General features: G+C 52.6%; 29 protein-coding genes, 1 tRNA gene and 2 pseudogenes. 9 read left to right on the top strand and 23 right to left on the bottom strand.

Annotated elements, in window-relative coordinates; translation table 11 throughout:
• Positions 1 to 253: 253 nt before the first annotated feature.
• Positions 254 to 646, bottom strand: a complete 393-nt coding sequence (locus ACO6S1_RS06670; RefSeq protein WP_422345535.1) for a GFA family protein — start codon at positions 644 to 646, stop codon at positions 254 to 256.
• A 110-nt stretch (positions 647 to 756) separates the two neighbouring features.
• On the opposite strand from ACO6S1_RS06670, the gene ACO6S1_RS06665 reads away from it, so the two are divergent.
• Positions 757 to 1527, top strand: coding sequence for a hypothetical protein (locus tag ACO6S1_RS06665; RefSeq protein WP_422345534.1), 771 nt, complete (start codon positions 757 to 759; stop codon positions 1525 to 1527).
• Between the two features lie 84 nt (positions 1528 to 1611).
• Here ACO6S1_RS06665 and rplA read toward each other — a convergent pair whose 3' ends face one another.
• The 7 genes from rplA to ACO6S1_RS06630 form a co-directional block, all read right to left on the bottom strand.
• Complete coding sequence (rplA, locus tag ACO6S1_RS06660) at positions 1612 to 2313, bottom strand: 50S ribosomal protein L1 (RefSeq protein WP_422345533.1); 702 nt, start codon at positions 2311 to 2313, stop codon at positions 1612 to 1614.
• A 3-nt stretch (positions 2314 to 2316) separates the two neighbouring features.
• Positions 2317 to 2748, bottom strand: coding sequence for a 50S ribosomal protein L11 (gene rplK / locus ACO6S1_RS06655; protein WP_422345532.1), 432 nt, complete (start codon positions 2746 to 2748; stop codon positions 2317 to 2319).
• A 167-nt stretch (positions 2749 to 2915) separates the two neighbouring features.
• Positions 2916 to 3449 carry a transcription termination/antitermination protein NusG gene (nusG, locus tag ACO6S1_RS06650; RefSeq protein ID WP_422345531.1) on the bottom strand — a complete coding sequence of 178 codons (534 nt, stop codon included), beginning with the start codon at positions 3447 to 3449 and terminating at the stop codon, positions 2916 to 2918.
• A gap of 37 nt (positions 3450 to 3486) precedes the next feature.
• Positions 3487 to 3690, bottom strand: a complete 204-nt coding sequence (gene secE, locus ACO6S1_RS06645; RefSeq protein ID WP_109354996.1) for a preprotein translocase subunit SecE — start codon at positions 3688 to 3690, stop codon at positions 3487 to 3489.
• A 146-nt stretch (positions 3691 to 3836) separates the two neighbouring features.
• Positions 3837 to 4412: a DsbA family protein gene (locus ACO6S1_RS06640; protein WP_422345530.1), complete on the bottom strand. Its 576-nt coding sequence runs from the start codon at positions 4410 to 4412 to the stop codon at positions 3837 to 3839.
• Positions 4406 to 5098: a DsbA family protein gene (locus ACO6S1_RS06635; protein ID WP_422345529.1), complete on the bottom strand. Its 693-nt coding sequence runs from the start codon at positions 5096 to 5098 to the stop codon at positions 4406 to 4408. Before ACO6S1_RS06635 ends, ACO6S1_RS06640 begins: the two co-directional genes overlap by 7 nt.
• A 33-nt stretch (positions 5099 to 5131) precedes the next feature.
• Positions 5132 to 6028, bottom strand: coding sequence for a phytanoyl-CoA dioxygenase family protein (locus tag ACO6S1_RS06630; RefSeq protein WP_422345528.1), 897 nt, complete (start codon positions 6026 to 6028; stop codon positions 5132 to 5134).
• Between the two features lie 124 nt (positions 6029 to 6152).
• Between ACO6S1_RS06630 and ACO6S1_RS06625 the strand changes: the two genes are divergently transcribed.
• A complete protein-coding gene (locus ACO6S1_RS06625) occupies positions 6153 to 6761 on the top strand; it encodes a TetR/AcrR family transcriptional regulator (protein ID WP_422345527.1) in 609 nt (202 codons plus the stop codon).
• Between the two features lie 3 nt (positions 6762 to 6764).
• Here ACO6S1_RS06625 and ACO6S1_RS06620 read toward each other — a convergent pair whose 3' ends face one another.
• Together ACO6S1_RS06620 and ACO6S1_RS06615 are read right to left on the bottom strand one after the other, a co-directional pair.
• Positions 6765 to 7154 carry a VOC family protein gene (locus ACO6S1_RS06620; protein ID WP_422345526.1) on the bottom strand — a complete coding sequence of 130 codons (390 nt, stop codon included), beginning with the start codon at positions 7152 to 7154 and terminating at the stop codon, positions 6765 to 6767.
• Between the two features lie 30 nt (positions 7155 to 7184).
• Positions 7185 to 7260: transfer RNA gene (locus ACO6S1_RS06615), tRNA-Trp, on the bottom strand.
• Positions 7261 to 7513: 253 nt separating this feature from the next.
• Between ACO6S1_RS06615 and ACO6S1_RS06610 the strand changes: the two genes are divergently transcribed.
• The gene (locus ACO6S1_RS06610) at positions 7514 to 7885 is read left to right on the top strand and encodes a PilZ domain-containing protein (RefSeq protein ID WP_422345525.1); all 372 of its coding nucleotides are present in this window, start codon (positions 7514 to 7516) and stop codon (positions 7883 to 7885) included.
• Between the two features lie 73 nt (positions 7886 to 7958).
• Positions 7959 to 8522 (top strand): cupin domain-containing protein, encoded by a 564-nt coding sequence (locus ACO6S1_RS06605; RefSeq protein WP_422345524.1) that lies wholly within the window; start codon positions 7959 to 7961, stop codon positions 8520 to 8522.
• A 4-nt stretch (positions 8523 to 8526) separates the two neighbouring features.
• Here ACO6S1_RS06605 and ACO6S1_RS06600 read toward each other — a convergent pair whose 3' ends face one another.
• From ACO6S1_RS06600 to ACO6S1_RS06585, 4 genes and pseudogenes are all read right to left on the bottom strand, one after another.
• Entirely contained in the window at positions 8527 to 9747 is a 1221-nt protein-coding gene (locus ACO6S1_RS06600) for an aromatic ring-hydroxylating oxygenase subunit alpha (RefSeq protein ID WP_422345523.1), read from the bottom strand.
• Between the two features lie 117 nt (positions 9748 to 9864).
• Positions 9865 to 10212: pseudogene (locus tag ACO6S1_RS06595) on the bottom strand (YbaN family protein); the annotation flags it as partial.
• Between the two features lie 68 nt (positions 10213 to 10280).
• Positions 10281 to 11450 carry a Na+/H+ antiporter NhaA gene (nhaA, locus tag ACO6S1_RS06590; RefSeq protein WP_422345522.1) on the bottom strand — a complete coding sequence of 390 codons (1170 nt, stop codon included), beginning with the start codon at positions 11448 to 11450 and terminating at the stop codon, positions 10281 to 10283.
• Between the two features lie 116 nt (positions 11451 to 11566).
• The gene (locus ACO6S1_RS06585; protein ID WP_422345521.1) at positions 11567 to 11734 is read right to left on the bottom strand and encodes a YdcH family protein; all 168 of its coding nucleotides are present in this window, start codon (positions 11732 to 11734) and stop codon (positions 11567 to 11569) included.
• Between the two features lie 127 nt (positions 11735 to 11861).
• Between ACO6S1_RS06585 and ACO6S1_RS06580 the strand changes: the two genes are divergently transcribed.
• Positions 11862 to 12785 (top strand): hydrogen peroxide-inducible genes activator, encoded by a 924-nt coding sequence (locus ACO6S1_RS06580; protein ID WP_422345520.1) that lies wholly within the window; start codon positions 11862 to 11864, stop codon positions 12783 to 12785.
• Complete coding sequence (gene aat, locus ACO6S1_RS06575; protein ID WP_422345519.1) at positions 12785 to 13657, top strand: leucyl/phenylalanyl-tRNA--protein transferase; 873 nt, start codon at positions 12785 to 12787, stop codon at positions 13655 to 13657. Before ACO6S1_RS06580 ends, aat begins: the two co-directional genes overlap by 1 nt.
• A gap of 35 nt (positions 13658 to 13692) precedes the next feature.
• Here aat and ACO6S1_RS06570 read toward each other — a convergent pair.
• From ACO6S1_RS06570 to ACO6S1_RS06550, 5 genes and pseudogenes are all read right to left on the bottom strand, one after another.
• Positions 13693 to 13944 (bottom strand): annotated as a pseudogene (locus tag ACO6S1_RS06570) (DUF2155 domain-containing protein); the annotation flags it as partial.
• Between the two features lie 203 nt (positions 13945 to 14147).
• Positions 14148 to 14549 (bottom strand): NADH:ubiquinone oxidoreductase subunit NDUFA12, encoded by a 402-nt coding sequence (locus ACO6S1_RS06565; RefSeq protein WP_422345518.1) that lies wholly within the window; start codon positions 14547 to 14549, stop codon positions 14148 to 14150.
• Between the two features lie 93 nt (positions 14550 to 14642).
• The gene (locus tag ACO6S1_RS06560) at positions 14643 to 15161 is read right to left on the bottom strand and encodes a DUF192 domain-containing protein (protein WP_422345517.1); all 519 of its coding nucleotides are present in this window, start codon (positions 15159 to 15161) and stop codon (positions 14643 to 14645) included.
• 34 nt (positions 15162 to 15195) lie between these two features.
• Complete coding sequence (locus ACO6S1_RS06555) at positions 15196 to 15819, bottom strand: cold-shock protein (protein WP_422345516.1); 624 nt, start codon at positions 15817 to 15819, stop codon at positions 15196 to 15198.
• Between the two features lie 138 nt (positions 15820 to 15957).
• Positions 15958 to 16476 (bottom strand): regulatory protein RecX, encoded by a 519-nt coding sequence (locus ACO6S1_RS06550; protein WP_422345515.1) that lies wholly within the window; start codon positions 16474 to 16476, stop codon positions 15958 to 15960.
• A 184-nt stretch (positions 16477 to 16660) separates the two neighbouring features.
• On the opposite strand from ACO6S1_RS06550, the gene ACO6S1_RS06545 reads away from it, so the two are divergent.
• Both ACO6S1_RS06545 and ACO6S1_RS06540 read left to right on the top strand, forming a co-directional pair.
• The gene (locus tag ACO6S1_RS06545) at positions 16661 to 18391 is read left to right on the top strand and encodes a fatty acyl-AMP ligase (RefSeq protein WP_422345514.1); all 1731 of its coding nucleotides are present in this window, start codon (positions 16661 to 16663) and stop codon (positions 18389 to 18391) included.
• Between the two features lie 84 nt (positions 18392 to 18475).
• Entirely contained in the window at positions 18476 to 20848 is a 2373-nt protein-coding gene (locus ACO6S1_RS06540) for a putative bifunctional diguanylate cyclase/phosphodiesterase (RefSeq protein ID WP_422345513.1), read from the top strand.
• A gap of 11 nt (positions 20849 to 20859) precedes the next feature.
• On the opposite strand, the gene ACO6S1_RS06535 is transcribed toward ACO6S1_RS06540, so the two are convergent.
• Positions 20860 to 21591 (bottom strand): ParA family protein, encoded by a 732-nt coding sequence (locus ACO6S1_RS06535; protein ID WP_422345512.1) that lies wholly within the window; start codon positions 21589 to 21591, stop codon positions 20860 to 20862.
• A 48-nt stretch (positions 21592 to 21639) separates the two neighbouring features.
• The gene (gene arsC, locus ACO6S1_RS06530; RefSeq protein WP_422345511.1) at positions 21640 to 21990 is read right to left on the bottom strand and encodes an arsenate reductase (glutaredoxin); all 351 of its coding nucleotides are present in this window, start codon (positions 21988 to 21990) and stop codon (positions 21640 to 21642) included.
• Between the two features lie 163 nt (positions 21991 to 22153).
• Between arsC and ACO6S1_RS06525 the strand changes: the two genes are divergently transcribed.
• Positions 22154 to 24340, top strand: coding sequence for a TonB-dependent receptor (locus ACO6S1_RS06525; RefSeq protein WP_422345510.1), 2187 nt, complete (start codon positions 22154 to 22156; stop codon positions 24338 to 24340).
• Positions 24341 to 24476: 136 nt separating this feature from the next.
• Here ACO6S1_RS06525 and ACO6S1_RS06520 read toward each other — a convergent pair whose 3' ends face one another.
• Both ACO6S1_RS06520 and ACO6S1_RS06515 read right to left on the bottom strand, forming a co-directional pair.
• Complete coding sequence (locus ACO6S1_RS06520; RefSeq protein WP_422345509.1) at positions 24477 to 24800, bottom strand: DMT family transporter; 324 nt, start codon at positions 24798 to 24800, stop codon at positions 24477 to 24479.
• Between the two features lie 9 nt (positions 24801 to 24809).
• Complete coding sequence (locus tag ACO6S1_RS06515) at positions 24810 to 25349, bottom strand: (2Fe-2S)-binding protein (RefSeq protein ID WP_422345508.1); 540 nt, start codon at positions 25347 to 25349, stop codon at positions 24810 to 24812.
• Positions 25350 to 25434 lie beyond the last annotated feature (85 nt).

Here is a 25434-nt window from a genome sequence, read left to right as displayed (position 1 = left end):
AAACCATTCCTGTATAATCCGAAGGGGGGTTTTGGTTGCCATGTCGCGATAGAAACGCTGACTGCAAACCCGTGAGTTTCCTCACGAAAAAACTGATCCCCGTCTAGGCTGGAAATTAAGAGAGGCAAATTCCCCTCACCGGCTGTCTCGGACGGAAATTGTGGTTCGTTTAACGGAACCTCAATTTGTGACAGTGCCATTAGCGGGAACGACCCGGATGTCAAGCACTTTGGGAGGCTATTGGGTCGCGTGGTTACTGATCCTTCTGCAACACGCCGTCTTCAATTTGATAATAGTCACCCTTGTCTGCGACGAAAATATGGCTCCACAATGTTGTTTCGGTAGCACCGTCAAACAGACCCATAGCGACAGCGATCTTGTCATGATGAATCGGATCCCAGAACAGCGTGGAACCGCAAGTATTGCAAAAGCCACGCCGCACCTTCCCAGAGGACGAATACCAGCGGACATGCTCTTCGCCATCAACGGTCAAAGCGCTTTCCGGCACATCGGTACTGGCAAAATAATGTCCGGTTTGCTTGCGGCATTGCGAACAATGACAGGCATCCGGCTGCGGCAGATCGCCTGCGACCCTTATAGTCACTGCACCGCAGAGGCAGGAACCCTTATGTACCGTATCTTTCATGTCCTCTCCTTTATTTTCACCCAGGTGTAACCGGACATCAATTTTCTCCGAAGCCCCTCTGTCCCCTGACTCCAATGGTGCCTCTCTGCGCCAAAGAAAGAAATCGAAAAATGCACCCAAAGAAAATCCTCATAGCCATCGGCTTCACCAGTATCGCGACAGGTTTTGCACTCATAGCGCCAGTTCAGGCCCAGACGGAAAGCGAACGAAAAGAAGGTTTCTACCTGTCGGCTACAGCCGGAGCAGACTTCCTGAACGATAGTGATTTTGTCGGCGTTCAGGACCCCGATATTGGCGTACCCGGCGTTGCTGGCGCACCTGCCAATGTCAATGTTGGCTATGAGACCGGCTTCGCAATCAGAGGCGCTGTCGGGTATAAATTGAAGAAAGGACTGATAAGCTTTCTGAAACCGCGCTTTGAGCTGGAAGTGGGCTATTCCGAATCTGATGTTAGCGGCGGCAGCTTTAATGGCGGCAACCAGAATTTCGGTGGCGATCTGAGCAAGCTCACTGTAACCGCGGCGGCCTATAACGATGTCATCTGGTCGGAAAACCAAAAAATCATTCCCTATTTCGGCAGCGGCATTGGCATTGGCGTGGTCGACGCGAATATTACCTATTTCCCCAATAACGGCGTTGCGACGGCCCCTACATTCGGTGTGCAAGGCAATCGCACAGGTCTGGTTACGTTCAATACGATTGGCGCATCCGTGAAGGCCAGCGACAAGTTCGATATTTTTGCCGAAGGCCGTTACACAAATGTCCGGCGCCGCAATTTTGACCGGCGGTTCATCGCTGATGGTGCTGATGGCTTCAACGCCCGTCTGCGCGATGACACCGAGTCCTTCGGAGTGGGTATTGGCGTGCGTGCCAAATTCTGATCGTGCAGCCACTTAATATCGTACACACACAAAAGGCCGGGAAATTACTCCCGGCCTTTTTTAGTTCTTAAGTGATTAACCGGCTTACGCGCCTTCAATCTCGCTCAAGTCAATTTTCAGACCAGGGCCCATGGTCGTACTCAACCCGACTTTACGGACATATTTGCCTTTCGCGCCGGTTGGCTTGGCTTTGACAACCGCATTGACCAAAGCATCGAAATTCTTGCGCAGATCTGCTTCCTTGAAGCTCACCTTGCCAATGCCGTTATGGATTATACCCGCTTTTTCAACGCGATATTCGATCTGACCGCCCTTGGCGTCCTTGACCGCTTGCGCAACATTCGGCGTAACCGTGCCGAGTTTCGGGTTAGGCATCAGGCCTTTAGGGCCAAGAACCTTGCCGAGACGGCCAACAACACCCATCATGTCCGGGGTCGCGATAACGCGGTCGAAGTTCAGATCGCCACCTTGCATGGCTTCCATCAGATCTTCTGCACCGACAACATCTGCGCCTGCTTCTTTCGCTTCGTCTGCTTTGGCATCCTTGGCGAATACAGCAACACGGCTTTCTTTGCCGGTACCGGCTGGAAGAGAAATAACGCCGCGGACCATCTGGTCAGCGTGACGTGGATCAACGCCAAGGTTAATTGCAACGTCGAGCGTTTCGTCAAATTTGGAAGCAGAAGCAAGATCTTTCAGCGTCTTGATGGCTTCATCAATGCTGTACAGTTTCTCGCGGTCGACTTTCTCGTTGATCACTTGTGCTTTTTTAGAGAGTTTAGCCATGTCTTATCCCTCCACCACATCGATGCCCATCGAACGGGCGCTGCCCGCGATGATTTTAATGGCTTGCTCAGGCGAATTTGCATTGAGATCGGCCATTTTCAATTCTGCGATTTCTTTCAGCTGCGATGTTTTGATCGTGCCGCCGGAAACTTTACCAGGTTCGCTGGACCCTTTTTTCAGCTTCGCGATTTTCTTGATGAAATAGCTGGCTGGCGGACTTTTGGTTTCAAAGGTGAAGCTGCGATCTGCGAAAACCGTGATTTTCGTAGGGATCGGTGCGCCTTTTTCCATCTTGTCTGTAGCCGCGTTAAACGCCTTACAGAATTCCATGATGTTAACGCCGCGTTGACCCAGAGCTGGGCCGATTGGCGGGGATGGATTTGCAATACCGGCAGGTACTTGCAAATTGATGTAGCCATCAATTTTTTTAGCCATTTGGCTGTCCTTTCATTCTATCGGTCCTTCGACAAGCTCAGGATGAGCGGGTCTATGGATCCTCAAATTAAGCGGTTAAACAGATGATCCGAAAATCATCCTCCCACATTGGTGATCCAGTGGCTCAAAGCCACTGGGGTTTATCCGGTGGCAAGCCACCAAATCTCTTATTTCGCGACTTCTACCTGTTCAAAATCCAGTTCGACAGGGGTCGCGCGGCCAAAGATCGATACGGATACTTTGACGCGGTTTTTCTCGAAATCCAGTTCTTCGACAATGCCGTTGAAGCTGGCGAAGGGGCCGTCCAGAACCTTGATTTGATCGCCAATTTCGTAGTTGACGGTGATCCGCTGTTTCGGCGCGTTGGCAGCTTCCTCTTTGGTGTTGAGGATGCGCGCTGCTTCGGCTTCGCTAATCGCTTGCGGCTTGGTGGTGCCCAGAAAACCTGTAACTTTCGGCTGATCCTTGACCAGGTGATAGACGTCATCGGTCATCTGCAATTTGGCGAGAACATAGCCAGGGAAGAACTTCCGCTCCGACTGAACTTTCTTGCCGCGGCGCACTTCGGTGATGGTTTCGGTCGGGACTTCGATTTCCTCGACCAGCTGGGTCAGACCCAGACGCTTTGCATCCGCCTCAATGGCTTCTTTGACCTTGTGCTCAAAGCCCGAATAAGCGTGAATAATATACCAGCGTGCCATCTATAAATAACCTGTTCTAATTTGCGTTTCGGAGCGCTTAGCCGCCCTTGGCCAACCCAAGCAACCAACCGACCACACCATTGAAAACCGAATCAATCGCCAGAAAAAACAGTGCCAAAATCGTGGTCATGATCAATACCATGATCGCGGTGCGGACCGTGTCGGGCCATGTCGGCCAGACAACCTTGCTGTTTTCGGCGCGGACTTGCCGCATAAATTCGCCGGGATTGACTTTCGCCATGGTTCGATTCCTAAATTTCTGTTTCCCCAAACCCGGCATAAACTCCGGGTGTCAGTCTGTCGACTGGGATCGGATATATGCATGATTTCGGAAAGAACCAGCCCTTTAGCCGGTGATTCCCGATTCCGCAAGAAAAGAGTGGGCTATTACGCACCCTGCTCCGCCGCGACAAGCGACCGTATCCAGGGCAGATGTTCGCGCCCCAGAAATAGCTGGTCGGCAATCAGATAAGAGGGGGCTTCAAACACCCCCGTTTCCTCGGCCTGATCCCTAATATTGGCCAGCTTTGTACGCGCCGCTTTCCAGTCAGGCCGATCAATATCGGCCGATTGCAGCAGCGCCTCGACCACCGCTTCATCGGCCAGGTCCGCTTGCTCGGTCCAATAGGCGGCAAAGGCGGCGCGCAGGAACGGCACCGGATCGCCTTCCATCACAGCCAATGCTGCCAACGCAACGTCAGAGCCGGCTGGCGTTTCGGCAAAGCGTATGTCCCGGCCTTGCACAGCGGCATAGTGCAGATGCGTATCCCGCTGGGCCGCCGCACGGACGCGGCGATGACGCTCACCAACGGTTTCTTCCACATGTTCCTCCGGCACGGAAAAAGGCCGCACAGAAAACGGGCGCCAGTCAATGGCAACGCCGGTTTTCCGGGCCAGTTCCAATGTCGGCTCAAGCGCCAGATAGGACGCCGCCGATTTGAAATCGATATAGAGCGTCAGCATGACCTTGCTCCCGCACTGTCAATCTCATTGGCCATATCCGGCGCAGGCCCTTCCCGTCCCTGTAAGTGCCAACGCACATAGGGCAGATGCTCACGACCGAACAGGATGGTGCCGTCCATCACATAAGTTGGCACACCATATATACCGCTGGGATGCAGTTGAGGCTGGAGCTTGTCATGTTGAATACGGCCTTCGCCTCCAGCAAATTCCGCAAACCCGTTCGAATCAATTCCGGCTTTTTCCAGACAAGCCTCGACCACCGCCAAATCTTCAATATCGAGTTCCCGCCTCCAGAAAGGCGGATAGACCGCTTCAAAATAATCACCGAGCCGATCGCGGGCCGTCTGCGTGACCCATAAAATACCGATATTGGGGAGCGTCGAGTCCCAGATTTTTTCAGTTCCTTTGAGCATCAGGGCCTGCCGTTCCGCATAGCGACGCGCATCGCGATACGCATATTTGACCCAGCTCCATTGGCTGGTGCTGCGGGTGCTTTCGACGACCTTTCCCTGCTTTTTACGTGCCGAACCCAGATAGCTGGGGATATCAAGCGTTAGCGGCCGCCAGTCAAAGCCCAGGCCCAACTCTTTTTCGAGAGCCAATGTTGGTCGGATGGCGACAAAAGCATATGGACTTTTGATGTCGACATAGACAATCAGTGGCGCGTTACTTTCGAGCGCGTTCAAGCAGACCGCTCCTGCTTGGCGATTATAGCATGATCACTTGGCATGTCGGCGAGACTGTAACAGCTTCGCCGGATGCATGCCATCGACATAACCCATGAACGGGAGATGGATATTATAGCCGAGCAACTCTTGCACGCGCTTTGGCATTTTCGCTACTTTCTCGGGTGATACGGCGAGCGTCTGCTGCTCCAGCGGGCGGCACCAGCCTTTGCAGAATTGCGGCGTGACGATCAAGCGCGGTGCATCGGAAGTGTTGCCGCCGCCACGATGCCAGAGCGTGCCCTTGGCGATCATTAGCGAGCCGGCGGGCATGGTCGCTTTAATGGCCTGCCCATGATTGCCTGTGCTTTTGCCATCTTTATCAATCCGCCCGGTCACAAAATCATTGGCGCTATTGGCACCATCAGGTTGTTCATCGCCCCATTTGTGACTCCCCGGAATGATTTCGGTCGCGCCATTGTCGTCCGTCATATCGGTGATCGACCAGAATGTTGACATGGAAAGCGGTTCGCGCGGACGGGCCAGGCCGCAATGGCTGTCATCAAAATGCCAAGGCTGCGGCGTTTCACCCGGATGGAGATTGATCGCAAGGCACGCATAGAGCAACACACTCGCGCCCAATTCCCGCTCGGCAAAAGCCAGTTGCAGGGGATGGGAGATCAGATCGCCAAAAACAGGATCCTTGTCGAGCATCGCATAGATACGGTTAGACTGTGATCCTTCAAAATTATTGCGGCCGCGAATATCAGCATCAATCCATGGTTTGAGCGCAGCCCTCTGTGTCTCCAGCTCTTCAGGCGTCAGCACATTTTCAAAGATGACATAGCCTTCTTCCTGAAACTGCGTCCATGCATCCTCGAAGCTGCGCCCGTTCAGATATGGCGCCAAGTCAACATTGTTCGTTTCAATAGTGCTCGCGACATTCATCATGGCCTCCTCAGCGAATCAATTGCCCTATAACAGATAACTAGATTTTGAATTGAATTCAATTCAAAATTGGCTTAGATCATATGCTGTTGATTGGACCAGCAAGTCGACGAAGGATCACGAGCAAATGTCAGGACAGGCAAAAGCAATCGAAAAACCGGACCGCAAGGTGACGCGTGCGGCGAAGATATTGGCCGCTGCCGAGGCCATCCTGCGGGAAGGCGAAGGCGATCTTGAAATGAGTCAGGTGGCCGAGAAAGCCGGAGTCTCTGTGGGTCTTGCCTATCATTATTTCGGTTCAAAATCGGGCATGCTCGGGGCGATTATTGATGCTTTCTACGATCGCTACAATGCCGTCGTAAACCAGTATATCGATCCCGATATCAACTGGAGCGTGCGCGAAAAAGACCGTCTGATGGCAGCGGTAGAATTTCTCTACAATGATCCAATGGCACCAATCATCCTCGGCAAAATGGCCCATACCAACCAGGTTGCAGCCATCGAGTCCGCGCGCCATGAAGAGATGATTGAAATGGCAACGCGAAATATCGGGTCTGGCATCAAACGCGGCCATATCGGCCAGCATATCGATCCGGCTATCGCAGGGGCAGCTATCACCGGTGCCATGCGTAGCGGCATCATACATGCCATGGGAATGAAACCCCGGCCCGGTCCCGCCATATTAACGCATCAGATCTGGGGTATGATCGTTGGCGCTCTCGACATTGAGCGATAGCCCTTAGTGCCGCTCAATCAGATCCCATTTATTACCAAATGGATCGCGAAAGACGACAACTTTGCCATAGCTTTCGACTTGGGGCTCCTCGATAATGTCGACACCCGCACGCTCCATGAGCGCCAAATCACCATCAAAATCGTAAGTTTCGAGGAACAGGAACACCCGGCCACCGGCTTGTTCGCCAATAACCTCTTCCTGTGTTTCATTGCTGGCCTTAGCCAATAACAACCGTGTTTCGGTGCTGCCCGGAGGCGCTACCAATACCCAGCGCTTGTCTTCGGAAAGCTCAGTATCTTCAATCAGATCAAAGCCCATTAGCCCGACATAGAAGCCGATGGCCTGATCATAATCTGGCACAATCAAAGAGATAGCGGAAATAAACTGTGTCATATGTTCAAGCCGCCATATTTTGGAGAAAAGTGGCAGGGGCGCACGGGATCGAACCGTGGGCCTTCGGTTTTGGAGACCGACGCTCTACCATCTGAGCTACACCCCTACACAGGCCGGTTAGACTTTGTTGATCAAACCAACCCGCGCGCATTAGCGTTATGTAAGGCCAAGGGCAAGCGTCATTCTGCACCCACCACAAACAACGCGTCAACGGCCTTCCGATTCGTGAACATAGTTAATTTTTTTGGAATCCTGTTTACCGAGCGAAAGAAGAGGTGGTTTACCCGCGCATGGGAAAAGCGATTTGTCGGTGCAAACCCAAGTATCGGCAAATGGTCCTTACTACCAAGGAGTTTCCTATGACATCTACGTTAATCCAGGACAGAAAAATTCCGCCCACCATGGCACCTTATGCCTTTATGGCTGAGGAAGACCGCTGTGCTCCACGCCACAAAGTAGCGATCCCGGCCAAAATGCGATTCTCCGGTTCGAACAGCTTTGACACCGAGGTCGCCAATATTTCACTGGCTGGTTTTGCCTGTGACGCATTGTTGCAAGCGCATCCCGGGACACGTTGCTGGCTTACACTGCCTGGCCTGGCACCGCTGGAAGCAGAGGTTATTCACCGCAGCAATGTAGGTTTGGGCTGCGCGCTCCGCCATATGCTGAACCCCGCTGTGCTGGACCGCTACATCTCCAGCTATCCACCACGCGATATGGTTCGGGCCTAACCCACAGTCGCCCCCTGTTCCCCCGGCCCGCCTGTGATGCTATACCCTTCTCCAAACTGGTCCGGAGAATGATATGGCAGATGCCTCCCCCACGAAAACAGGCACAGAAACAGGCGATAAACCCGAGCCGCTGAAAGTCCTGCGCATCTTCCGTAAAGAAGAGGCGCAGGACTTTGGCGATGCCGGGCATATGTCTTATGTAGATGATGCACCGGTCATAATTGATGGCCTGACCAAAATGGGTGAAGCCGGTGTGGCTGAGGGCTATAAGGGCACTTGTCTGTTTAGCGGTTTCGGTTTTTCGCTTCATCATTTCTGGTTCAAGCCCGGCTATCCGCTGCCGCTCCACAGCCACGATAGCGATTGCCTTTATTATATCGTCGCTGGCGACATCCATATGGGTACCGAACATATGGGCCCGGGCGACGGGTTCTTCCTGCCAGCAGAAACGCCCTACACCTATACGATCGGAGAAAAAGGCGTCGAAATTCTGGAATTTCGCACGGCGGAAGATTTTAACATCCAGTTTAAAGGCAAGACCGAAGCCTATTGGGAGAAGATGCTAGAGAAACTGCGAAACGAGCGCCCCAAGTGGAAGGAAGCGCTACCACCAAGCCGGGATTTCCGTAACGCCTGACTGACTATTCAGCCGCCTGCAATTGCGGCGCAAACATGGCCTCAAGTTCTGCATCATTAGCATCGATCAGCTTGTCCACCCACTGATGGAATACTTGCCCACCGCCTTCATTGCGACCAAACCAGACTTTATCCATCAAACCGGACTGCAGCGATTCATGCTGCCGTTTTCCGGTTTTGTAATCTTCCTCGGCCACCACGGTTTCAAGGAAAGCAAATTGATCGTGCGCGCCCTGCCTGACTTCGTCGTCCGTCGGTTCATGCTCCATCACATAAAACTGTGTTGTGTAGCTTTCACCAACAGTCTTGCCGGGGAAGAGCTGGGATATCATAGCTCCGCGACCGCCGCCGCCGTAAAAGCTGGCGATGGATATATGAGGAAAAATTGTCCACACACCTTGTAGCAAAGCATCAATCGGCCAATCTTTTTCATCCATCTTGGTGAGATCAAGCTGTTCATCGCTGCCCGTTTTCTGGACAAATTTTGATGGCGACGAAAGGCGCTGGTGCGGACCCCAAGCGAAATAATTGGCCCGGTTAAAGAAATCGGCTCCAAATGTGTCCTTGTGGAGTACCGGCAGGTGATAGAAATCCAGATAACCGTCATAGGCGGTTTTCCAGTTGGGTCCGGGAATCGTGCGCTGGTCAAACAGGTGCCAGGTCTTGAAGCCGAAATGCTCCAGCAGTTCGTCATAGCCACATAGATAAGAGGCAATATCGAGCGTGCTTTCTGGATCAAGAGTCGCCCAGATAAGACCTGCGCGCTCCAGCGTAGGAAATTTCTTCAGACAGAAAGCCGCCTTGTCGACCGTACCGAAATCCTTGGGAGATGCGACCGCGAGCAACTCGCCATCATTTTTGAATGTCCAGCCATGATAGCCACAGGTGAAACGCGATGCCTTGCCACTGCCTTGCGCGACCGGATTGCCGCGATGAGTGCAGCTATTGAGAAACGCCTGCGCGGTGCCGTCTTTCTGCCGGGTTACCAGTACCGGAATGCCTGCGATATCCATTGCCTTGTAGCAACCGGGCTCCGGCAATTCGCAAGAAGGCGCGACCATCAGGGGCAGCCGCTTGAAAATACGTTCCTTTTCCAGCTCGAAGCGACTCTCGTCGGTATAATCTGAGGCTGGCACAGCCACCACCTCATCAACCAGCTCCATGGTATCCGCCTCGCCATGTTTTACCAGCGAACGGGTCATTTCCAGTAATTTCTGCCGCGACATGTCATCCTCCAAAAATTTTGCAGAGAATATCAAAAAACAGCAGCAATCCCACTATTCTTTATGCGGGGACTCTTCCTCAACAATAGTGTCCGGCGCAATTTGCGAAGCGGATTCCGGTTCGTTGCGTGTCCATATCCAAGTACCGCAAATCAGCGCAGCGGCCACAGGGATGAGGTTCCATGGCAGTTTCAGGAATATCAAAGCGATCAGTATGCTCACCGCAAAGGCGACAATTGCTGCGCGCTTACCGCGCTTGGTAATCGCGCGCCGGTCGCGCCAATTGCGAATATGGGAGCCAAAGACATGATGGTCGAGAAGCCAGGCCTCCAGCCTTGGGCTGCTGCGGGCAAAACAAAAAGCGGCAAGGATCACAAAGGGCACGGTGGGAAGCAGCGGCAGAATTATGCCAATGCTCCCAAGAGCAAGCGCCGTAAAACCACCCGCGAGATAGAGATGCCGTGTCATAGCCAGCGGTATCGTATATCGTGCCGCCCTCGGCAATCTATTTCCCGGTAAATATGGAATTGGGCCTTTCATCCCGCTGCAGCTTGTGAAGTCCGGGCAAAACGCAGGATCAGAAATCCAAGCAACCCGGATATCAGAGACCCGCTAATGACCCCGAGTTTTACCGTCTCAATCTGTGTCGGATCCACAAAGGCGAGGTTCCCGATGAACAGGCTCATCGTGAAGCCAATGCCGGTAAGGCAGGCAAGGCCATAAAGTTGCATCCACGAGACGCCCATCGGCCGCCGGACCAGACCAAGTTTGGCCGCGACAAACATAAAGCCGAAAACCCCGACTTGCTTGCCGATCACCAGACCCGCGGCGATACCAAGTGCCAGCGGCGCGAAAAGGTCGCTCAGCTGCAAGCCAGCAAGCGAGACCCCTGCATTGGCAAAGGCGAAAATCGGTAGCACCATGAAGGCCGTCCAAGGGTGCAATATATGCTCCAGATGTTTCAGCGGGGAAGTGCCATCTTTGGCATTGAGTGGAATGGAAAGGGCAGCGATAACGCCCGCCAAAGTTGCATGAACGCCCGATTTGAGCACACAAATCCAAAGGAATGTGCCGACCAGAATATAGGGCGCTACCCGCACCACACCGAGACGGTTCATCAGAAACAGGACGGCAATGCCACCGGCCGACAACATGAGCGAAAAGCTCGATACTTCGGCGGTATAGAATAGCGCAATGATTATGATCGCCCCAATGTCATCGATAATCGCAATCGCAAGCAGCAAAATTTTGAGCGACAAAGGCGCGTGTTTGCCAAGCAGGGCCAATACCCCCAAAGCAAAGGCGATATCGGTGGCAGCCGGAATCGCCCAGCCGTTGATATTCTCCGAAATACCCCAGTTGAAATAGAGGAATACCGCAGCCGGGATTGCCATGCCGCCGACCGCCGCAATCGCCGGCAACGCCGCTTTGTTAACGCTGGACAACTCGCCTTCCAGTATTTCCCGTTTCACCTCTAATCCGACAAGGAAAAAGAATATCGCCATCAGCCCGTCATTAATCCACAGGGATAATGGTTTGGATATTTCTAGCGCGCCAAATTGCGCCACGACAGGGATATTCAGAAATGCCAGATAGTAGGGATTAAATGCGCTGTTCACAGCAATCATTGCCAACAGGGCAGCGATAAACAATACAATGCCGGCACTGGTCTCGCGCGCGAGAAATTCCGCTAACGCCGTTCGCATTTTTCCAGCCATAAACACGCTTTCATGAATTTATTGAATGAACCTAAAAAAATTGGGGCAGTAGCGGAAAGAGGGAAAGCTACTGCCCCAGGTCGGGGGGTAAAGAGTTTAATGGCCTAGACCGATGTACGCATTGCACCTTTTTGGAGTTGCGAAATATTGTCCTTCAAGGTCAACCGCAGCTTTTTCATCGCACGAAGCTGATTTTCATCCCATCTCGCCTGCGATATCTGTTTATCCAGCTTGCGATGTTTACGGATCAGACTGTTTAAATATTTTCTCATGCCTTGCCTTGATTTTTATCGTCTTTGTTTCGGTTGATCTTGATATTGCAAAAAGTTGATGATATTTCCAATCGAATGAAAATTATGAATTCGATAGATACTGTCTATAACAAAAAAGGTTCCCCCGATGCCAACTTTACGTCAATTCCAATATCTTGTTGCTGTCGCTGATCATCGCCATTTCGGCAGAGCCGCGCAGGCCGCTGGTGCCTCTCAACCAACCTTAAGCCATCAGTTGCGGGCACTGGAATCGCGCCTGGGCGTGACTTTGGTCGAACGGCGCACTCATGGCGCGGAGCTCTCTCCGATTGGCCGAGAAATAGCAGAGCGGGCGCGCCAGGTTCTGGTACAGGTCAAGGATATTCGCGATCTGGCCGAGCGCGCCAGTGAAAGTCTGGCCGGCACATTACGATTTGGTGTATCCCCAACGCTCGGGCCGTATCTGATGCCGCCCGTGATTGCCGCTTTGCATCGGGCCCAGCCCGATCTGCGCTTTTACATGCGTGAAGGCATTCCCGATTTGCAGGCGATGGAGCTGGTTAAGGGAGCGATCGACATGTTGCTCGGACCGCTACCGATTGAAGGGGAAAACTTGACGATCGAACCGCTTTTTCGGGAACCTTTGATCATGGTCGCACCTCCGGATCATCCGCTTGCGATGCAGGGTAAAATCTCCAAAACCGATCTCTACAATGCACCGGTTCTGAGCCTTGACCGCCGCCACCATTTGCACCGGGACGTTGCAGAGCAATGTCGGATACACGGCATGCATCTGCTGCAGGATTATGAAGGCACAAGTTTGGACAGCGTCCGCCAGATGGTTGCTTCAGGCCTTGGTCTGGCGATATTGCCAGCACTTTATGTGCGGTCCGAACTATCCCATGGCGGCGATATCGCCCAACTCCAGATTGAAGACTGGACAGCATCACGCAGTATCGGAATCGCTTGGCGAACCGGGGCCGGTTTTGCCGATGAATATCTTGCGGTGGCCGAGAGAATCGCAAAAGAAGCAAAAATTCTATTGAGCGATGCCGTCAATCGGGAGCGTTAATGGCGATCGAAATTGAATTATTGCTAAAAGCCTATGCATCGGGGATTTTTCCGATGGCCGATGCGCGCGATGATCCGGAAACATTTTGGGTGGAACCCAAAACCCGTGCAATCTTGCCATTGAATGGCTTTCGCATGTCACGCTCCTTGCGAAAGACCATCCGATCCGGTCGCTACGAAGTAACCGCTGATACGGCTTTTTCAGATGTTATTGCCATCTGCGCAGAATCAGCGAGCGATCGGCAAGAAACATGGATTAATGCGGATATTGAAGACGCCTTTTGCCGGCTTCATGACCGCGGACATGCACATAGCGTGGAATGCTGGTCGGTCGATGAGGCAGGCAAAAGAACACTGGTCGGCGGCCTTTATGGTCTTGCCATTGGCAGCGCTTTTTGTGGGGAGAGCATGTTTTCCCGGGCCCGTGATGCATCCAAAGTCGCTCTGGCTTGGCTTGTTGCACGCCTCATTGTCGGGCGGTTCACGCTGCTGGATTGTCAATTTATGACCGATCATCTGGCATCGCTGGGCGCCGTTGAAATCAGTCAGCAAGAATATCTGGACCGCCTGCAGGCGGCTCAGGATGACTACTCGCCAGCATTCTCGGCGATTAAATCACCTATCAGATCAGCAGGTTCCTCTGCGGGTACGACCGGTGTTTCAGGAACCGGTTCTACGCGACGAGGCGTGGGCGCAGATTCTACTGCCGGTTCGTCCGCCGGCGTTGTGGCTCCGTCGTTTGCAGCGCTGGATGTCGTATTAGCGGCATTGGAAGAGGATGAGGAACGCGGCGCGGTTGGATCAGCAATGCCCGTCGGCGGTGCTTCCTCGCCCGCAAAACTCATCGCGCAGCTTTTAACCCAGACATCGTAGATCGGATGCTCAACCACATTCAACGAAGGTGATTCGCGAAACAGCCATCCGGAAAACACCTTTTTCCAACGGTCTTCTCCCTGCCGCGTGGCGGGACGATCATTGACGAGCAACTGGACAAACGCGCCTTGCTCTGGCGTGAGTTCCCAAGGCGCGGTGCGTTCACAAGCGCGTAGCCTTACGATCGCACGGCCAATGCGAATTGACTGCCCCGGTTTCAATTCTAGATCACGTGTCAACCCGTTACGCTTGTTCAAAAAACCTAAAGTCGCAACACGTTCAGCCATTGGCGTACCAATCTGCTCGCTAACCGGTTGGATTAGTTCTTCATCATCCGTTGCTGCCAGCTCAGCTTTCTCAGCTGGTTGACCGGTATTGTCTTCGCCGATTTCATCGTCGCCAAACAGCCCGCATCCAGACAATAGTAACATGCCTGCCAAAACCGGAGCCAACCGATTTACAAGCCTGCTTGACGGTCGATGGCGGACTCTCATTCGGCTTCGGCCGGATTCCATGGTTCATAATCGCCCGTCGCCGCAGCACGAACGCCACCGGCTTCAAGCGCGCCAGCTGGACGATAAGCATTGGCGGTACCGGTCAAATTGCCGGTAGGCTCTTTTTCCCAAATACGGGCCTGCGGCAAATAGCTCTCCGGAATTTCGTCAAAACTTTTATGCAACCAGCCATGCCATTCCGGTGGAACACGGCTCGCGTCATTCGCGCCCGAATAGATAACCCAGCGCTGATCGCCATCCTTGGAGATGTTTTTGGTCTGGTAATATTTGTTGCCAAAAACATCCTCGCCAATAAACTTGCCTTTGCGCGCGCTGAACAGCGCCGTGCCGATGGTTGCGCCGTCCCACCATGTAAAGATTTTGCCTAATATTCCCATGGCAGTCCGCTTAGCGTCACGAGTAGGGGCTTCGCAATTAAAAAATGCAGTGACGAAATCATGGGATGATGCAGAACCATGTCTCCTTGGCCCCTATTGCTGCCATTCTACTTTGTCGCCCGGCTCGATCCCCAACTCGGCTGCTCGGCCACCAGCAAGTTCCAGAACCGCTGCAACCGGTTCTCCGGATTCGACCGGCTCGAGTGAATAGGGGGTAGTATTAGTCGCTATGGATTCGATTGTACCGTCGCTGCGCACAAAGATTATATCGAGCGGGATTACCGTGTTCTTCATCCAAAAATTCGCCATTCGCTCTCTGTCGAACGGGAATATCATCCCTCGATCAGGCTTGAGTTCGGTACGAAACATCAAACCGCGCGCCTGCTCTTCTCTGGATGCTGCCAACTCGACTGTAAACAAATGGTCTTTGCCGTTAGACGTGATGGTCAATGGAACTAATTTCAAACCAGCCTCTGAAACAGACTGATCCGTAACGGGCTGGTTTTGGCTAGCGTTGCCGTCAGCATTGCCAGCTTGCGCATTGCAACTGCTTAGCCCCAAAGCTAGCAATATAAAGATAGGCCATACGGCCTGTTTTAAAAATCCGGACATCTACAGGGGTTCTTTATCCAACTTGTTGTTCGGCTTATTCCGTTACCGACACTGTCGTGATCTGTACCGCCATATGACCGCGATCACCATCGTCAATGCGAACCAAAACATGCTGCCCGGGCATTATTTCGGCAATTCCCGCGTTACGCAGCGTTTCCATATGGACGAAAATGTCACCTTCCATATTGCTTGCGACCAGAAAGCCATAGCCTTTGGCGCGATTAAACCACTTCACTTCGGCTTCGATAAACGCTTCGGTATCGGTAATCGCATGCATGGTTTTACGCCGCGCTTCGGGCGCTGGCCGATGAACCAGATTTTCACAATTGGTCTCATCAATGTCCAGAATTTTCGTCGCCTGCAGGCCCTTGGCCGCGTCGACATACTCGCAAGTCACCTGCGCCATTTCCGGCAGATCTCGGCGGCCTAGCGGTTCCAAAACTGTCCAGTGGACCAGAATGTCCTGACCATGATCCAGGTCATCGCCTTGATGCTGATCAAGATCGGGAATGATGAAACCAAATCCACGATGGGAATCAAACCATTTCACATGGCCGGTCGTCTGCAATACAGTGTTTGCCTGACGGTCCCCATCTTCACTAACATCACTTGCCGAACCATCATCGGTTCTAGCGGGCTCTGCATATAAACTTGCCACAATGCATCTCCGAACACTTCATCCGAATCATGGGTCCTGCAACCAAAAAGAATCGGGGTATGAACTTATAGCATATTAAATGTAAACTGGCGATTCTTCTTGTGATCAAAGGAATTTAGCTCGTCCAATACACTAGATTTACAACTCTGCCTCAATCTCTTCTCCAGGCTTGGCGAATACAAACCGGGAGGCCAAGTCATAATCATGGCCCGCTCTAACGAATGCCTGTAACTGTTTGCGACATTTGTCTTGGTCTGCCCTTTCTTGCGCAAACGGTCCAATTCCCTTTTTCCTTGCATATGTGCGGGCTGCGTCCCATTTTCTGGCCTCACTCAGATCAAGCGCCTGACGATCATCGCCTTCCGCAATGCCAGCCTGATACAGAGCTTGCGACACCCTTCGCTTCCCATATCCTTTGTTGGTCAGAGCGGTCGCTTTGTTTTTCGCAAATAGCACATCATCGATATAACCCAGCTTTGCGAAGCGTTCGACCATGACGTCAACATCCGCCGGACGATCTTCCGCCCATTCCCGTTCGCGTAATTTACGGAAAAGATAGGATTTTAATTTGTATCGCGTCGTTGCGTAGCGACTGACATAGCGCAGAGCGAGCTCTTGCAGGCCATCCTGGTCCAACGGTCTACCGCTATTTTTCAACGCTTCGCCTCTCTATCAGAACGACTGCCCTTTTTGTGCCACAGTAGAGCCGAAATTTAAACGCCAGTTGCAATCATTAAGGCTAGTTTAGGGTTAAGACAGCTGAAAATCTCGAAATTCGGCTGTTTATCTGGGAAAATGACGATTTGTAAGAAGGCTGGACCTTCTGGGAAATGGATTTTGTATGACTGAGCTGACACCAACCCCTACCGCAGACGATCTCCCCCGCCGTTTCGCTGATTTCGAAACAGTCGGCGAAGCGCTGGATTATGCGGCACAGGGCCAAAGAGGTTTTAACTTTCACGATGCGCGTGCCTCGCTGGTGCGGGTATATCCGTTCAAGGAACTTCAGACAGACGCCATGGCTGCTGCACGCCGTCTAATTGGCTTTGGTGTAAAGCCGGGCGACAGGATCGCTCTGATTGCTGACACAGAACCAAAATTTTGTGCATTGTTCTTTGGCGCGATCTACGCTGGCGCTTGGCCGGTTCCGTTACCCTTGCCAACATCATTTGGCGGAAAAGACAGTTATATTGATCAGATTGGTGTCCAGCTGGATAGCTGTGACCCGGCGATATTGCTTTATCCTGATGAAATAGAAGAACTTGCCGCAGCTGCTGGCCGGTCGCGCAAAATTCCGGTTTTCGGTTGGGACAAATTCGCCGAAAATACCGTGCCGGACTGCGAACTGCCGCAAGCCAAGAGCAGCGATATTGCCTATTTGCAATATTCCAGCGGATCGACCCGCTTCCCCCACGGCGTTGCAGTGTCGCATAAAGCACTGCTTCACAATGTCGGATCGCACTCACATGGCATGAACGTTGGTGAGGATGACCGCTGTGTTTCCTGGCTACCCTTTTATCACGACATGGGTCTGGTGGGCTGCTTCATCTCGATGGTCTGCAATCAGGTTTCGACCGACTATCTGAAAACATCAGATTTTGCGCGTCGGCCGCTGTCATGGCTAGACCTGATTTCCCGCAATCCCGGTACATCTTGCAGCTTTTCACCGACTTTCGGTTATGAGATTTGCGCGCGCCGGATCGGCAGCCAGTCCAATGTTGCTGAACGCTTTGACCTGTCGCGGTGGCGTCTTGCCGGTAATGGCGCAGACATGATCCGCCCAGATGTAATGCAGCGCTTTACCGATGCCTTTGCGCCAGCCAAATTTGACGCCAAAGCCTTTTTGCCAAGCTATGGCCTTGCCGAGGCAACTTTGGCTGTAACCATCATGCCGCCAGGCGAAGGCATGGAAGTAGAGCTGGTTGAGGAAACCGAACTTGCCGGTGAAAAACAGGCCGATGGCACCCGTCCGAAACGCTATCGTGCAATTGTCAACTGCGGCAAACCGGTGCGTGATACTCTGCTGGAAATTCGCGAGGAAAATGGCAGCCTGCTGCCCGAAAAAGCCGTTGGAAAAGTCTGGATGCAGAGCCCTTCCGTCATGGAATGCTATTATCGCGATCAGGAAGCGACCGACGCCTGTCTGGTGGATGGCTGGCTCGACACCGGCGATATGGGTTATTTGTCCGACGGCTATCTTTACATTGTTGGCCGCGCCAAGGACATGATCATCATTAACGGTAAAAATCACTGGCCACAGGATATTGAATGGGCAGTGGAGCAATTGCCCGGGTTCAAGGCCGGCGATATCGCAGCTTTTGCGATTACCACTCCGGGGGGCGATGAAACGCCGGCCGTTTTGGTGCAATGCCGCACTTCAGACGAAGTGGAGCGTTTACGCCTGCGTGATGAAATTCGCGAAAAAGTGCGAGCAATTACTGGAATGAATTGCGTTATCGAGCTGGTGCCACCGCGCACCCTGCCGCGTACCAGCTCCGGAAAACTGAGCCGCGCCAAGGCCCGTAACCTCTATTTGTCGGGCGATATCCAGCCTTATGCGGTTGCCGCCTGATCAAAGCTTAAATTCAGTTAACCATTTGGCGTAAAATTCGCTTCTGCTTACTTTTCGCTAAGGTTTTCCACGTATGGGCAAAGCGTGGAAGAAAAACTGTCATCCTCATCCGGATTACCAAACGATATTCCGGTAAGCGTCTTGCTTGGTATTTCCGATCCTGAAGGCATGGATTGGGGGCGCATTCGCGTGCTCCAATTTGAAGGCATGCATCAGAACGGTTTCATCAAGATGATCGGTTCGATCACCTGCGGGATATTGGCAGCTCAATTCTGCATGGGCCAAGTCAATGGATTTCTAATCGCATTATGGACGCTCGCCCTGTTCGGCCTGTACGTATACACATATATCAAAGCCCGCAAAGATGCCGTTTGGGAACGGAAAAGCATTTCCCGGCGAGAAAATATCGAGGTTGTTCTAACATCTGCTGCAGGCGGGCTATTATGGTCCACCGCGATCATATTTTTCGGTCCGGCAGCGGACTTAAACACAATGGTTGGGATATGGGCTTTGGTGTTGTGCCTTATGGTGGGGTCAGCCATGCTGATGTCTGCCGTGCCGCTGGCCAGCATAATCTTCATCAGTATGTGCGGCCTTTCGTCAGCAATTGGATGGTATCTCATCAATGGCTATCAGATGGCGTTGGCCTCAGCAGCCATCGCCATATTGCTGATTGCCTCCTGCCTCATGAACGGCCGCTCGTTCGTCAACCGCAAGATTGCCGAAGCCAACCTGAACGAAAAAAAGGAGGTCGTCAGCCTGCTCCTGCGCGAATTTGAAGATACCGGCGCGGACTGGTTGTGGCAGACAGACACATCGCGCCGCTTGACCCACGTGTCACCCCGATTTGCCCATGCTGTCGGTAAAACTGCCGAAGATATTGAGGGTCGCCCATTTCTGCAATTGGTTGCCGGGCAAGCATGGGATTCAGGGAAATTCCCACCCGCCCTGCATGAGCTGGCCGAAAAGCTGAAACGGCGCGACAGTTTCAGCAACATGCTGGTACCCGTCATGATCAATGATGTCACCCGCTGGTGGGAAATTTCAGCCTCACCCAAGCTGGATGAAAACGGCATTTTTCATGGTTTCCGCGGCGTCGGATCGGATGTGACCGAGCAACGCGAATCTGCGGACAAAATCTCACATATGGCGCGCTTCGATACGCTGACCGGCTTACCTAATCGGCTGCAATTGACAGAAACTCTGGGCAAGGCCCAGCACGATTCCGACAAGTGGAACGGTCGCTGCGGTTTCATGATGATCGACCTCGACCGGTTCAAGGCCGTCAATGACACATTAGGCCACCCGGTTGGCGATCGCCTGCTTGCCCGTGTGTCTGAACGGCTGCGCTCGATCATGACCGACAATGAGCTATGTGGGCGCCTTGGTGGTGACGAATTTGCTATTGTGATCAAGGATGCGAGCGATTCCCAATATATGGATATGTTGGGCAAGAAAATTATCGATACGCTTTCGCGGCCATATGAAGTGGACCAACACACGCTGTATATTGGTGCCAGTGTCGGGACCGCGATTGGCCCGCGAGATGGCCGCACCGTTGAGATGCTCATGCGCAGTGCTGATCTTGCGCTCTATCGCTCGAAAGATCAGGGCGGCGGCGCGCATAACCAATATGAACCAAAACTCCACGTCCATGCCGAAGAGCGGCGGGTCATGGAAATTGCGCTGCGCAAAGCGCTGGATAATGACGAGTTCTCTTTGAACTATCAGCCCGTTGTCAGTGCAGATACCGGCGGAGTGCAAGGTTTTGAGGCGTTGTTACGGTGGAACAATCCAAAATTTGGCGTTGTTTCACCTGCGAAATTTGTACCGTTGGCAGAAGATGCCCGGCTCATCGTCCCGATTGGCGAATGGGTAATGCGTACAGCCTGCTCGGAGGCAATGAAATGGCCTTCGACAGTTAAGGTTGCCGTGAATATATCAGCCGACCAGCTGACAGATCCCAACTTTCTGGACATGGTTGTTTCCGCACTTCACGATAGCAAATTGCCAGCTGATCGACTGGAAATCGAAGTGACAGAAAGCATTTTCATGCGCGAAGGAACGGGTGCCACTCAGGTTCTCGATCAGATCATCGCATTGGGTATCAATTTGTCGCTTGACGATTTCGGAACCGGCTATAGTTCACTCGGCTATCTTCGGAAAACACGGTTTTCCACGATCAAAGTGGACCGCAGCTTCGTGCAGGGCGCTGCCAAGAACGTGCCGGAAAGTCTGGCGATTATTCGGGCTGTTGTCGCAATGGCAGATAGTCTGGGAATGACCACGACGGCAGAAGGGGCAGAGACCGAAGAAGAAGTGAAGATGATCCAGAAACTCGGTTGCACAAAAATCCAGGGATATTATTTCGGTCGCCCGATGGCACCACATGATGCGTTGGATTTGTTCAAAAATTTTAATGCCGACCTACACTCCATCGACGACCGCGCCGCTTAAGAAAAAGCCGTCTACAGCTTGGACAGCTTTCTTTCGATACCACGCCAGATTTTGTCATAAGCCATAACAGACGGGCTGTGCGGCGCGAATTCACCAACCGGCCTTTTAATCCTGGTCATACGCTCGACGTCACTGGACATCGGAATGGTGGGCCATTTGGGGTTTTTCGCCAGGGTTTCCTTGTGAATGGTGCGGCGCCGGTCAACCATGTTGTAAACAGGAAGCAAAGGCGCATGTTTGCGCCGCTTCGCATCAAGGAATCGTTGCACATCAAGCAAAGCGCGTTCCGATAAAGGCGATGGAATAACCGGGACGATCACAAGATCAGCGTTACGCAATATCTGCTCACTGGTTTCTGTCAATCCTGGCGGGCAATCGAGAATGATGCGATCATAGTCTTTTTTGAGTTCGCGCAAGATTTTGCCGAGATGCTTTTTCTTGTTCAAGTCGAAAAAGAACCGGTCAAGACCGCGTAAAGAAACATCAGCAGCCAGCAAGTCCAAATTCTCTATCTTGGTTGGCTTGATGAGCTTGGCTGGTTTTATGTCGCCGCCAATCATAGCCTGTGCCCGATCATTCTTGTGCCGGTCACCGTTGAGGATGAACGATGCCGCACTTTGTGGGTCCAGATCCCAAACCAGCGTCCGCCGCGAAGAATTCGTAGCACTATTCCAGGCAAGGTTGACCGCAGTACAACTTTTTCCGACGCCTCCCTTCATGCTATAAATTGCAATAACAGCCATATTTGGAATCCGGTTTTGATGCGTCAGAAATCGCCAAAGTCAGGGCTGTCAGATAATTTCCTGTACCCGTTCCTGAGGCCTGCACAAGCGGACTCCTTTTTCCGTCTCAACCAGAGGGCGGTTGATCAGGATTGGCTCGGTCACCATGGCGTCCAAAATCTGGTCCGCTGTGGCTTCATTATCCGTTAGCCCCAGCTCTTCGGCGGGCGAACCGCGCACCCTTAGGCCTTCTTGCGGAGTCATTCCAGCATCACGGTATAGCTGTTCCAGCTTGGCACGACTGGGTGGGTTTTTAAGATATTCAACCACCGTTACATCGACATTGGGTGCTTCTTCCAGCAAAGCCAAAGTCTTGCGGGACGTGCCACATTTGGGATTGTGCCAGATAGTCGCTTTCATGTCTTGCTCCGTAACAGCCGTTTTCTGTGCCCCATAAACACCACCTCACGACATGTTTCAAAGAAAATTTACAAAATACGACAAAGTTCATTGCTTATGAGAATTATTCTCATTAGTGCGGCATCTGATATTGAGAATGATTCGCATATTAGGGATCCTGCATATGTTTTCACGACGTTTCCGCTCTGCCAAATTTTTGTCTGCTGCCAGCATTATGGCTCTGGCCTTGCAGGCCAATAGCGGGCTGGCGGCGGAAGGAACTCTGGACGATGCTGCGTGGGATGATCAGGACGAGATTATCGTTACCGGCGAGAAAGACGGCTATGTCGCGATCAGCAGTTCGGGCCTGAAAACCGAGACACCCTTGCTGGACACCCCGCAGACCGTCTCCGTTCTCACCCGCGAACAGATTGCCGATCAGGCGCTGCAGGATATTGGCGACATATTGCGCTACACGCCGGGCACCTCCATCGGCCAAGGTGAAGGCAATCGCGATCAGATTACGATACGCGGCCAGAATACAACCGCCGATTTCTTCATCGACGGTATTCGTGATGACGTGCAGTATTTTCGCCCGCTCTATAATCTGGAGCGCGTTGAAATTCACAAAGGCCCCAACGCGATGATTTTTGGCCGTGGTGGCGGCGGCGGTATCATCAACCGGGTGACAAAATCCCCGATCGCTGGCGAGACATTCGGTTCGACGACAGCCAGCGTAGACAGCTTTGGTGCCTTTTACCTGAGCGGCGACGTCAATGCGGCGATTGCCGACAATGTCGCTTTCCGCATCAACGGCCTCTATGAAGAATTTAACAACCATCGCGATTTCTTTGATGGTCGGCGCTTTGCGATCAACCCGACAATTGGCGCGGAACTGAGCGATCAAAGCCGGATCCTGCTGTCCTACGAATATGTTGATGACGACCGTTCGGTAGATCGCGGCAATCCGGCAGAATTGCGCGCTGCCGATAATCCCTGTTCTTTCGAAGATCCATGCGGTCCTTTACGCGGTTTTCGGGATACCCTTTTCGGATTTGACGGCGTGAACAAAACCACATTGCAGGCGCATATCGTCAAACTGCGCGTCGAGCATGATTTCAGCGACACATTGCGATTCAATGCAACCACGCTTTATGCCGATTATGACAAACTATATCGCAACGTCTATCCGGTAGACGCCATACTGGCTGACCCCATCAACGGGCCCGCAGTCGATTCGATCACCCTTGATGGCTATAACGACACCACCGACCGCGAAAATTTCATCACTCAGGGCAATCTGCTCTGGACGGTTGAAACAGGTAGCATTGGGCACACCTTGTTGCTTGGCTATGAAATCGGCCAGCAACAGTCTGCCAACGCCAGGCAGGATATCTTGTTTGCTGACAGCAATGATGACCAGATCACCATCCCGCTGACCGATCCGATTGCGCAGCCTGCGTTCAGCTTTCCAGCATCCACCCGCAATCGTGTGTCGGACTTGAAATTCGTTTCGCTGTATATCCAGGATCAGATCAGCATCGGCGACCATTTTGAGATTGTCGGCGGTGTTCGCTTTGACAGTTTCGATATTGATGTGAACGACATACAAAACAACGTGCGCCTGAGCAGAACGGACGATAAATTCTCGCCGCGCCTGGGCCTGATCTACAAGCCCCAGGAAAATGTCTCCATCTATACCAGCTACTCCAAAAGCTTCCTGCCGCGCTCCGGCGACCAGTTCCTGACCTTGACTCCCACAGTGGGCGACACGCTCGGCACCGTGGATCTGGAACCGGAAAGCTTTGAGAATTACGAGATCGGCGTCAAATGGGACATCACCCCTGCGCTCAGCCTGACCACAGCTTTGTTCCGGCTTGATCGGGACAATCAGGCGATATTGCTGAACAATCAGGGCGATACCACCCTGTCCGGTTCCCGTACAGAAGGTGCGGAAATCCAGTTGGTAGGCCGTTTAACCGAGAAATTGCAAGTTAACGCCGGTTACAGCTATCTGAACGGTGAGCAGCGCAATCAGAGCACAGTGGACGGGCAGGATTTGCAGCTGTTCCAAGTGCCCAAGCATATGGCTTCATTGTGGACGAAATATGATTTCACCGATCAATTTGCCGCCGGTCTCGGCGTGACCCACCAGTCGAGCCAATTTGCTACCAATGATAATACGGTGCGCGTCCCATCCTTCACCCGGGTTGATGCCGCCCTTTATTACACCGTGAACGAACGGTTCAAGATTCAACTGAACATCGAGAATCTGTTTGATGAAACCTATTTTCCGTCCGTCCACAATAATGATAATATTACGACGGGTGAACCAATTAATGGTCGCCTTACGGCGACGTTCAGTTTTTAACATTGTCCGATTGAATTGCTGAATTTACTAATCCGTGGTGATTGACTACGAACTTTAGATCATGCTGGGTCTGTCGACCCCCCACCCCAACCCGTTGGCGGGCCCAGCATGAACCGGTTACCGATCGTCAAAAACACTAGGCTTGGGTGGTCAGTTGCAGCCCCATCGCTCCGATCAAGATCATTGCGATGAAAAAAAATTGCAGCGCAGCGAGCCGCTCATCAAAGAAAAATGCTCCGATAATCGTGATGGCCACTATTCCCGCGCCGGACCAGATGGCGTAGACCACACCGACCGGCAGGGTCTTGAGCGCCGGGGCCAAAACCCAGAAGCAAGCCGAGTATAGCGCAATTGACAAAACGCCCCAGTACCATTTTGCAAAACCATCGGACAGTTTTAGCAAAGTCGTGGCCAGAATCTCCAGCACGATGGCCGCCGCCAGATAGATCCAAGCGTTCACCCGTCCGCCCTACTTTTTGGGCGTCAGAGCCGGGACTGCTTTCGCGGCATCCGCCGGATCAATGCCCGGTGGCGGTGCGGCGCTCAGCACATCATCCCCGCGCGCTACACGCGCCGCACGCTGGATCGCCTCTCGTATCCGGGGATAGGTACCGCAGCGGCAGATATTGGTAATCGCATCATCAATTGCGTCCTCGGACGGATTGTTGTTTTTCTTTAGCAAGACCGACGCCGCCATGATCATGCCCGACTGACAAAAGCCGCATTGCGGTACATTTTCTGCTGCCCATGCTTGCTGCACCGGATGGCTGCGATCACGGGACAGGGCTTCGATTGTTGTAATGAACCGGCCTTCCAGTTCGCTGATAGTGACCAGACAGCTGCGAATCGCTTCGCCGTCTATTTCAACCATGCAGGCACCGCAGTCGCCCGTTCCACAACCATATTTTGTGCCAGTCAGATTGGAAGCATCACGCAGCGCCCATAGGAGGGGCGTGTCGCCATCCATCCGATATTCTACAGGCCGGTCATTGACGGTGAATTTGGTCATTGAGAAAAAGCCATATAAAAATCCGCAAGAAACTGGGCTGCCGAAGCCCTGATTTTAAACCCGACGCACCGGTCATTATCCCGCG

The organism is Parasphingorhabdus sp. (assembly GCF_965233695.1).
Lineage (GTDB): Bacteria > Pseudomonadota > Alphaproteobacteria > Sphingomonadales > Sphingomonadaceae > Parasphingorhabdus.
The sequence above is the reverse complement of the archived record's forward strand: the minus strand, read 5'-3'. Positions and strand labels throughout refer to the sequence as shown.

Coding starts and splice junctions, on each gene's coding strand:
- ACO6S1_RS06565 (WP_422345518.1), bottom strand. CDS start 14,549: ATGGGAATATTAGGCAAAATCTTTACATGGTGGGACGGCGCAACCATC.
- ACO6S1_RS06605 (WP_422345524.1), top strand. CDS start 7,959: ATGGCAGATGCCTCCCCCACGAAAACAGGCACAGAAACAGGCGATAAA.
- ACO6S1_RS06665 (WP_422345534.1), top strand. CDS start 757: ATGCACCCAAAGAAAATCCTCATAGCCATCGGCTTCACCAGTATCGCG.
- secE (WP_109354996.1), bottom strand. CDS start 3,690: ATGGCGAAAGTCAATCCCGGCGAATTTATGCGGCAAGTCCGCGCCGAA.
- ACO6S1_RS06600 (WP_422345523.1), bottom strand. CDS start 9,747: ATGTCGCGGCAGAAATTACTGGAAATGACCCGTTCGCTGGTAAAACAT.
- ACO6S1_RS06630 (WP_422345528.1), bottom strand. CDS start 6,028: ATGATGAATGTCGCGAGCACTATTGAAACGAACAATGTTGACTTGGCG.
- rplA (WP_422345533.1), bottom strand. CDS start 2,313: ATGGCTAAACTCTCTAAAAAAGCACAAGTGATCAACGAGAAAGTCGAC.
- rplK (WP_422345532.1), bottom strand. CDS start 2,748: ATGGCTAAAAAAATTGATGGCTACATCAATTTGCAAGTACCTGCCGGT.
- ACO6S1_RS06515 (WP_422345508.1), bottom strand. CDS start 25,349: ATGACCAAATTCACCGTCAATGACCGGCCTGTAGAATATCGGATGGAT.
- nhaA (WP_422345522.1), bottom strand. CDS start 11,450: ATGCGAACGGCGTTAGCGGAATTTCTCGCGCGCGAGACCAGTGCCGGC.
- ACO6S1_RS06670 (WP_422345535.1), bottom strand. CDS start 646: ATGAAAGATACGGTACATAAGGGTTCCTGCCTCTGCGGTGCAGTGACT.
- nusG (WP_422345531.1), bottom strand. CDS start 3,449: ATGGCACGCTGGTATATTATTCACGCTTATTCGGGCTTTGAGCACAAG.
- ACO6S1_RS06585 (WP_422345521.1), bottom strand. CDS start 11,734: ATGAGAAAATATTTAAACAGTCTGATCCGTAAACATCGCAAGCTGGAT.
- ACO6S1_RS06535 (WP_422345512.1), bottom strand. CDS start 21,591: ATGGCTGTTATTGCAATTTATAGCATGAAGGGAGGCGTCGGAAAAAGT.
- ACO6S1_RS06580 (WP_422345520.1), top strand. CDS start 11,862: ATGCCAACTTTACGTCAATTCCAATATCTTGTTGCTGTCGCTGATCAT.
- arsC (WP_422345511.1), bottom strand. CDS start 21,990: ATGAAAGCGACTATCTGGCACAATCCCAAATGTGGCACGTCCCGCAAG.
- aat (WP_422345519.1), top strand. CDS start 12,785: ATGGCGATCGAAATTGAATTATTGCTAAAAGCCTATGCATCGGGGATT.
- ACO6S1_RS06545 (WP_422345514.1), top strand. CDS start 16,661: ATGACTGAGCTGACACCAACCCCTACCGCAGACGATCTCCCCCGCCGT.
- ACO6S1_RS06620 (WP_422345526.1), bottom strand. CDS start 7,154: ATGACACAGTTTATTTCCGCTATCTCTTTGATTGTGCCAGATTATGAT.
- ACO6S1_RS06625 (WP_422345527.1), top strand. CDS start 6,153: ATGTCAGGACAGGCAAAAGCAATCGAAAAACCGGACCGCAAGGTGACG.
- ACO6S1_RS06560 (WP_422345517.1), bottom strand. CDS start 15,161: ATGTCCGGATTTTTAAAACAGGCCGTATGGCCTATCTTTATATTGCTA.
- ACO6S1_RS06610 (WP_422345525.1), top strand. CDS start 7,514: ATGACATCTACGTTAATCCAGGACAGAAAAATTCCGCCCACCATGGCA.
- ACO6S1_RS06640 (WP_422345530.1), bottom strand. CDS start 4,412: ATGCTGACGCTCTATATCGATTTCAAATCGGCGGCGTCCTATCTGGCG.
- ACO6S1_RS06525 (WP_422345510.1), top strand. CDS start 22,154: ATGTTTTCACGACGTTTCCGCTCTGCCAAATTTTTGTCTGCTGCCAGC.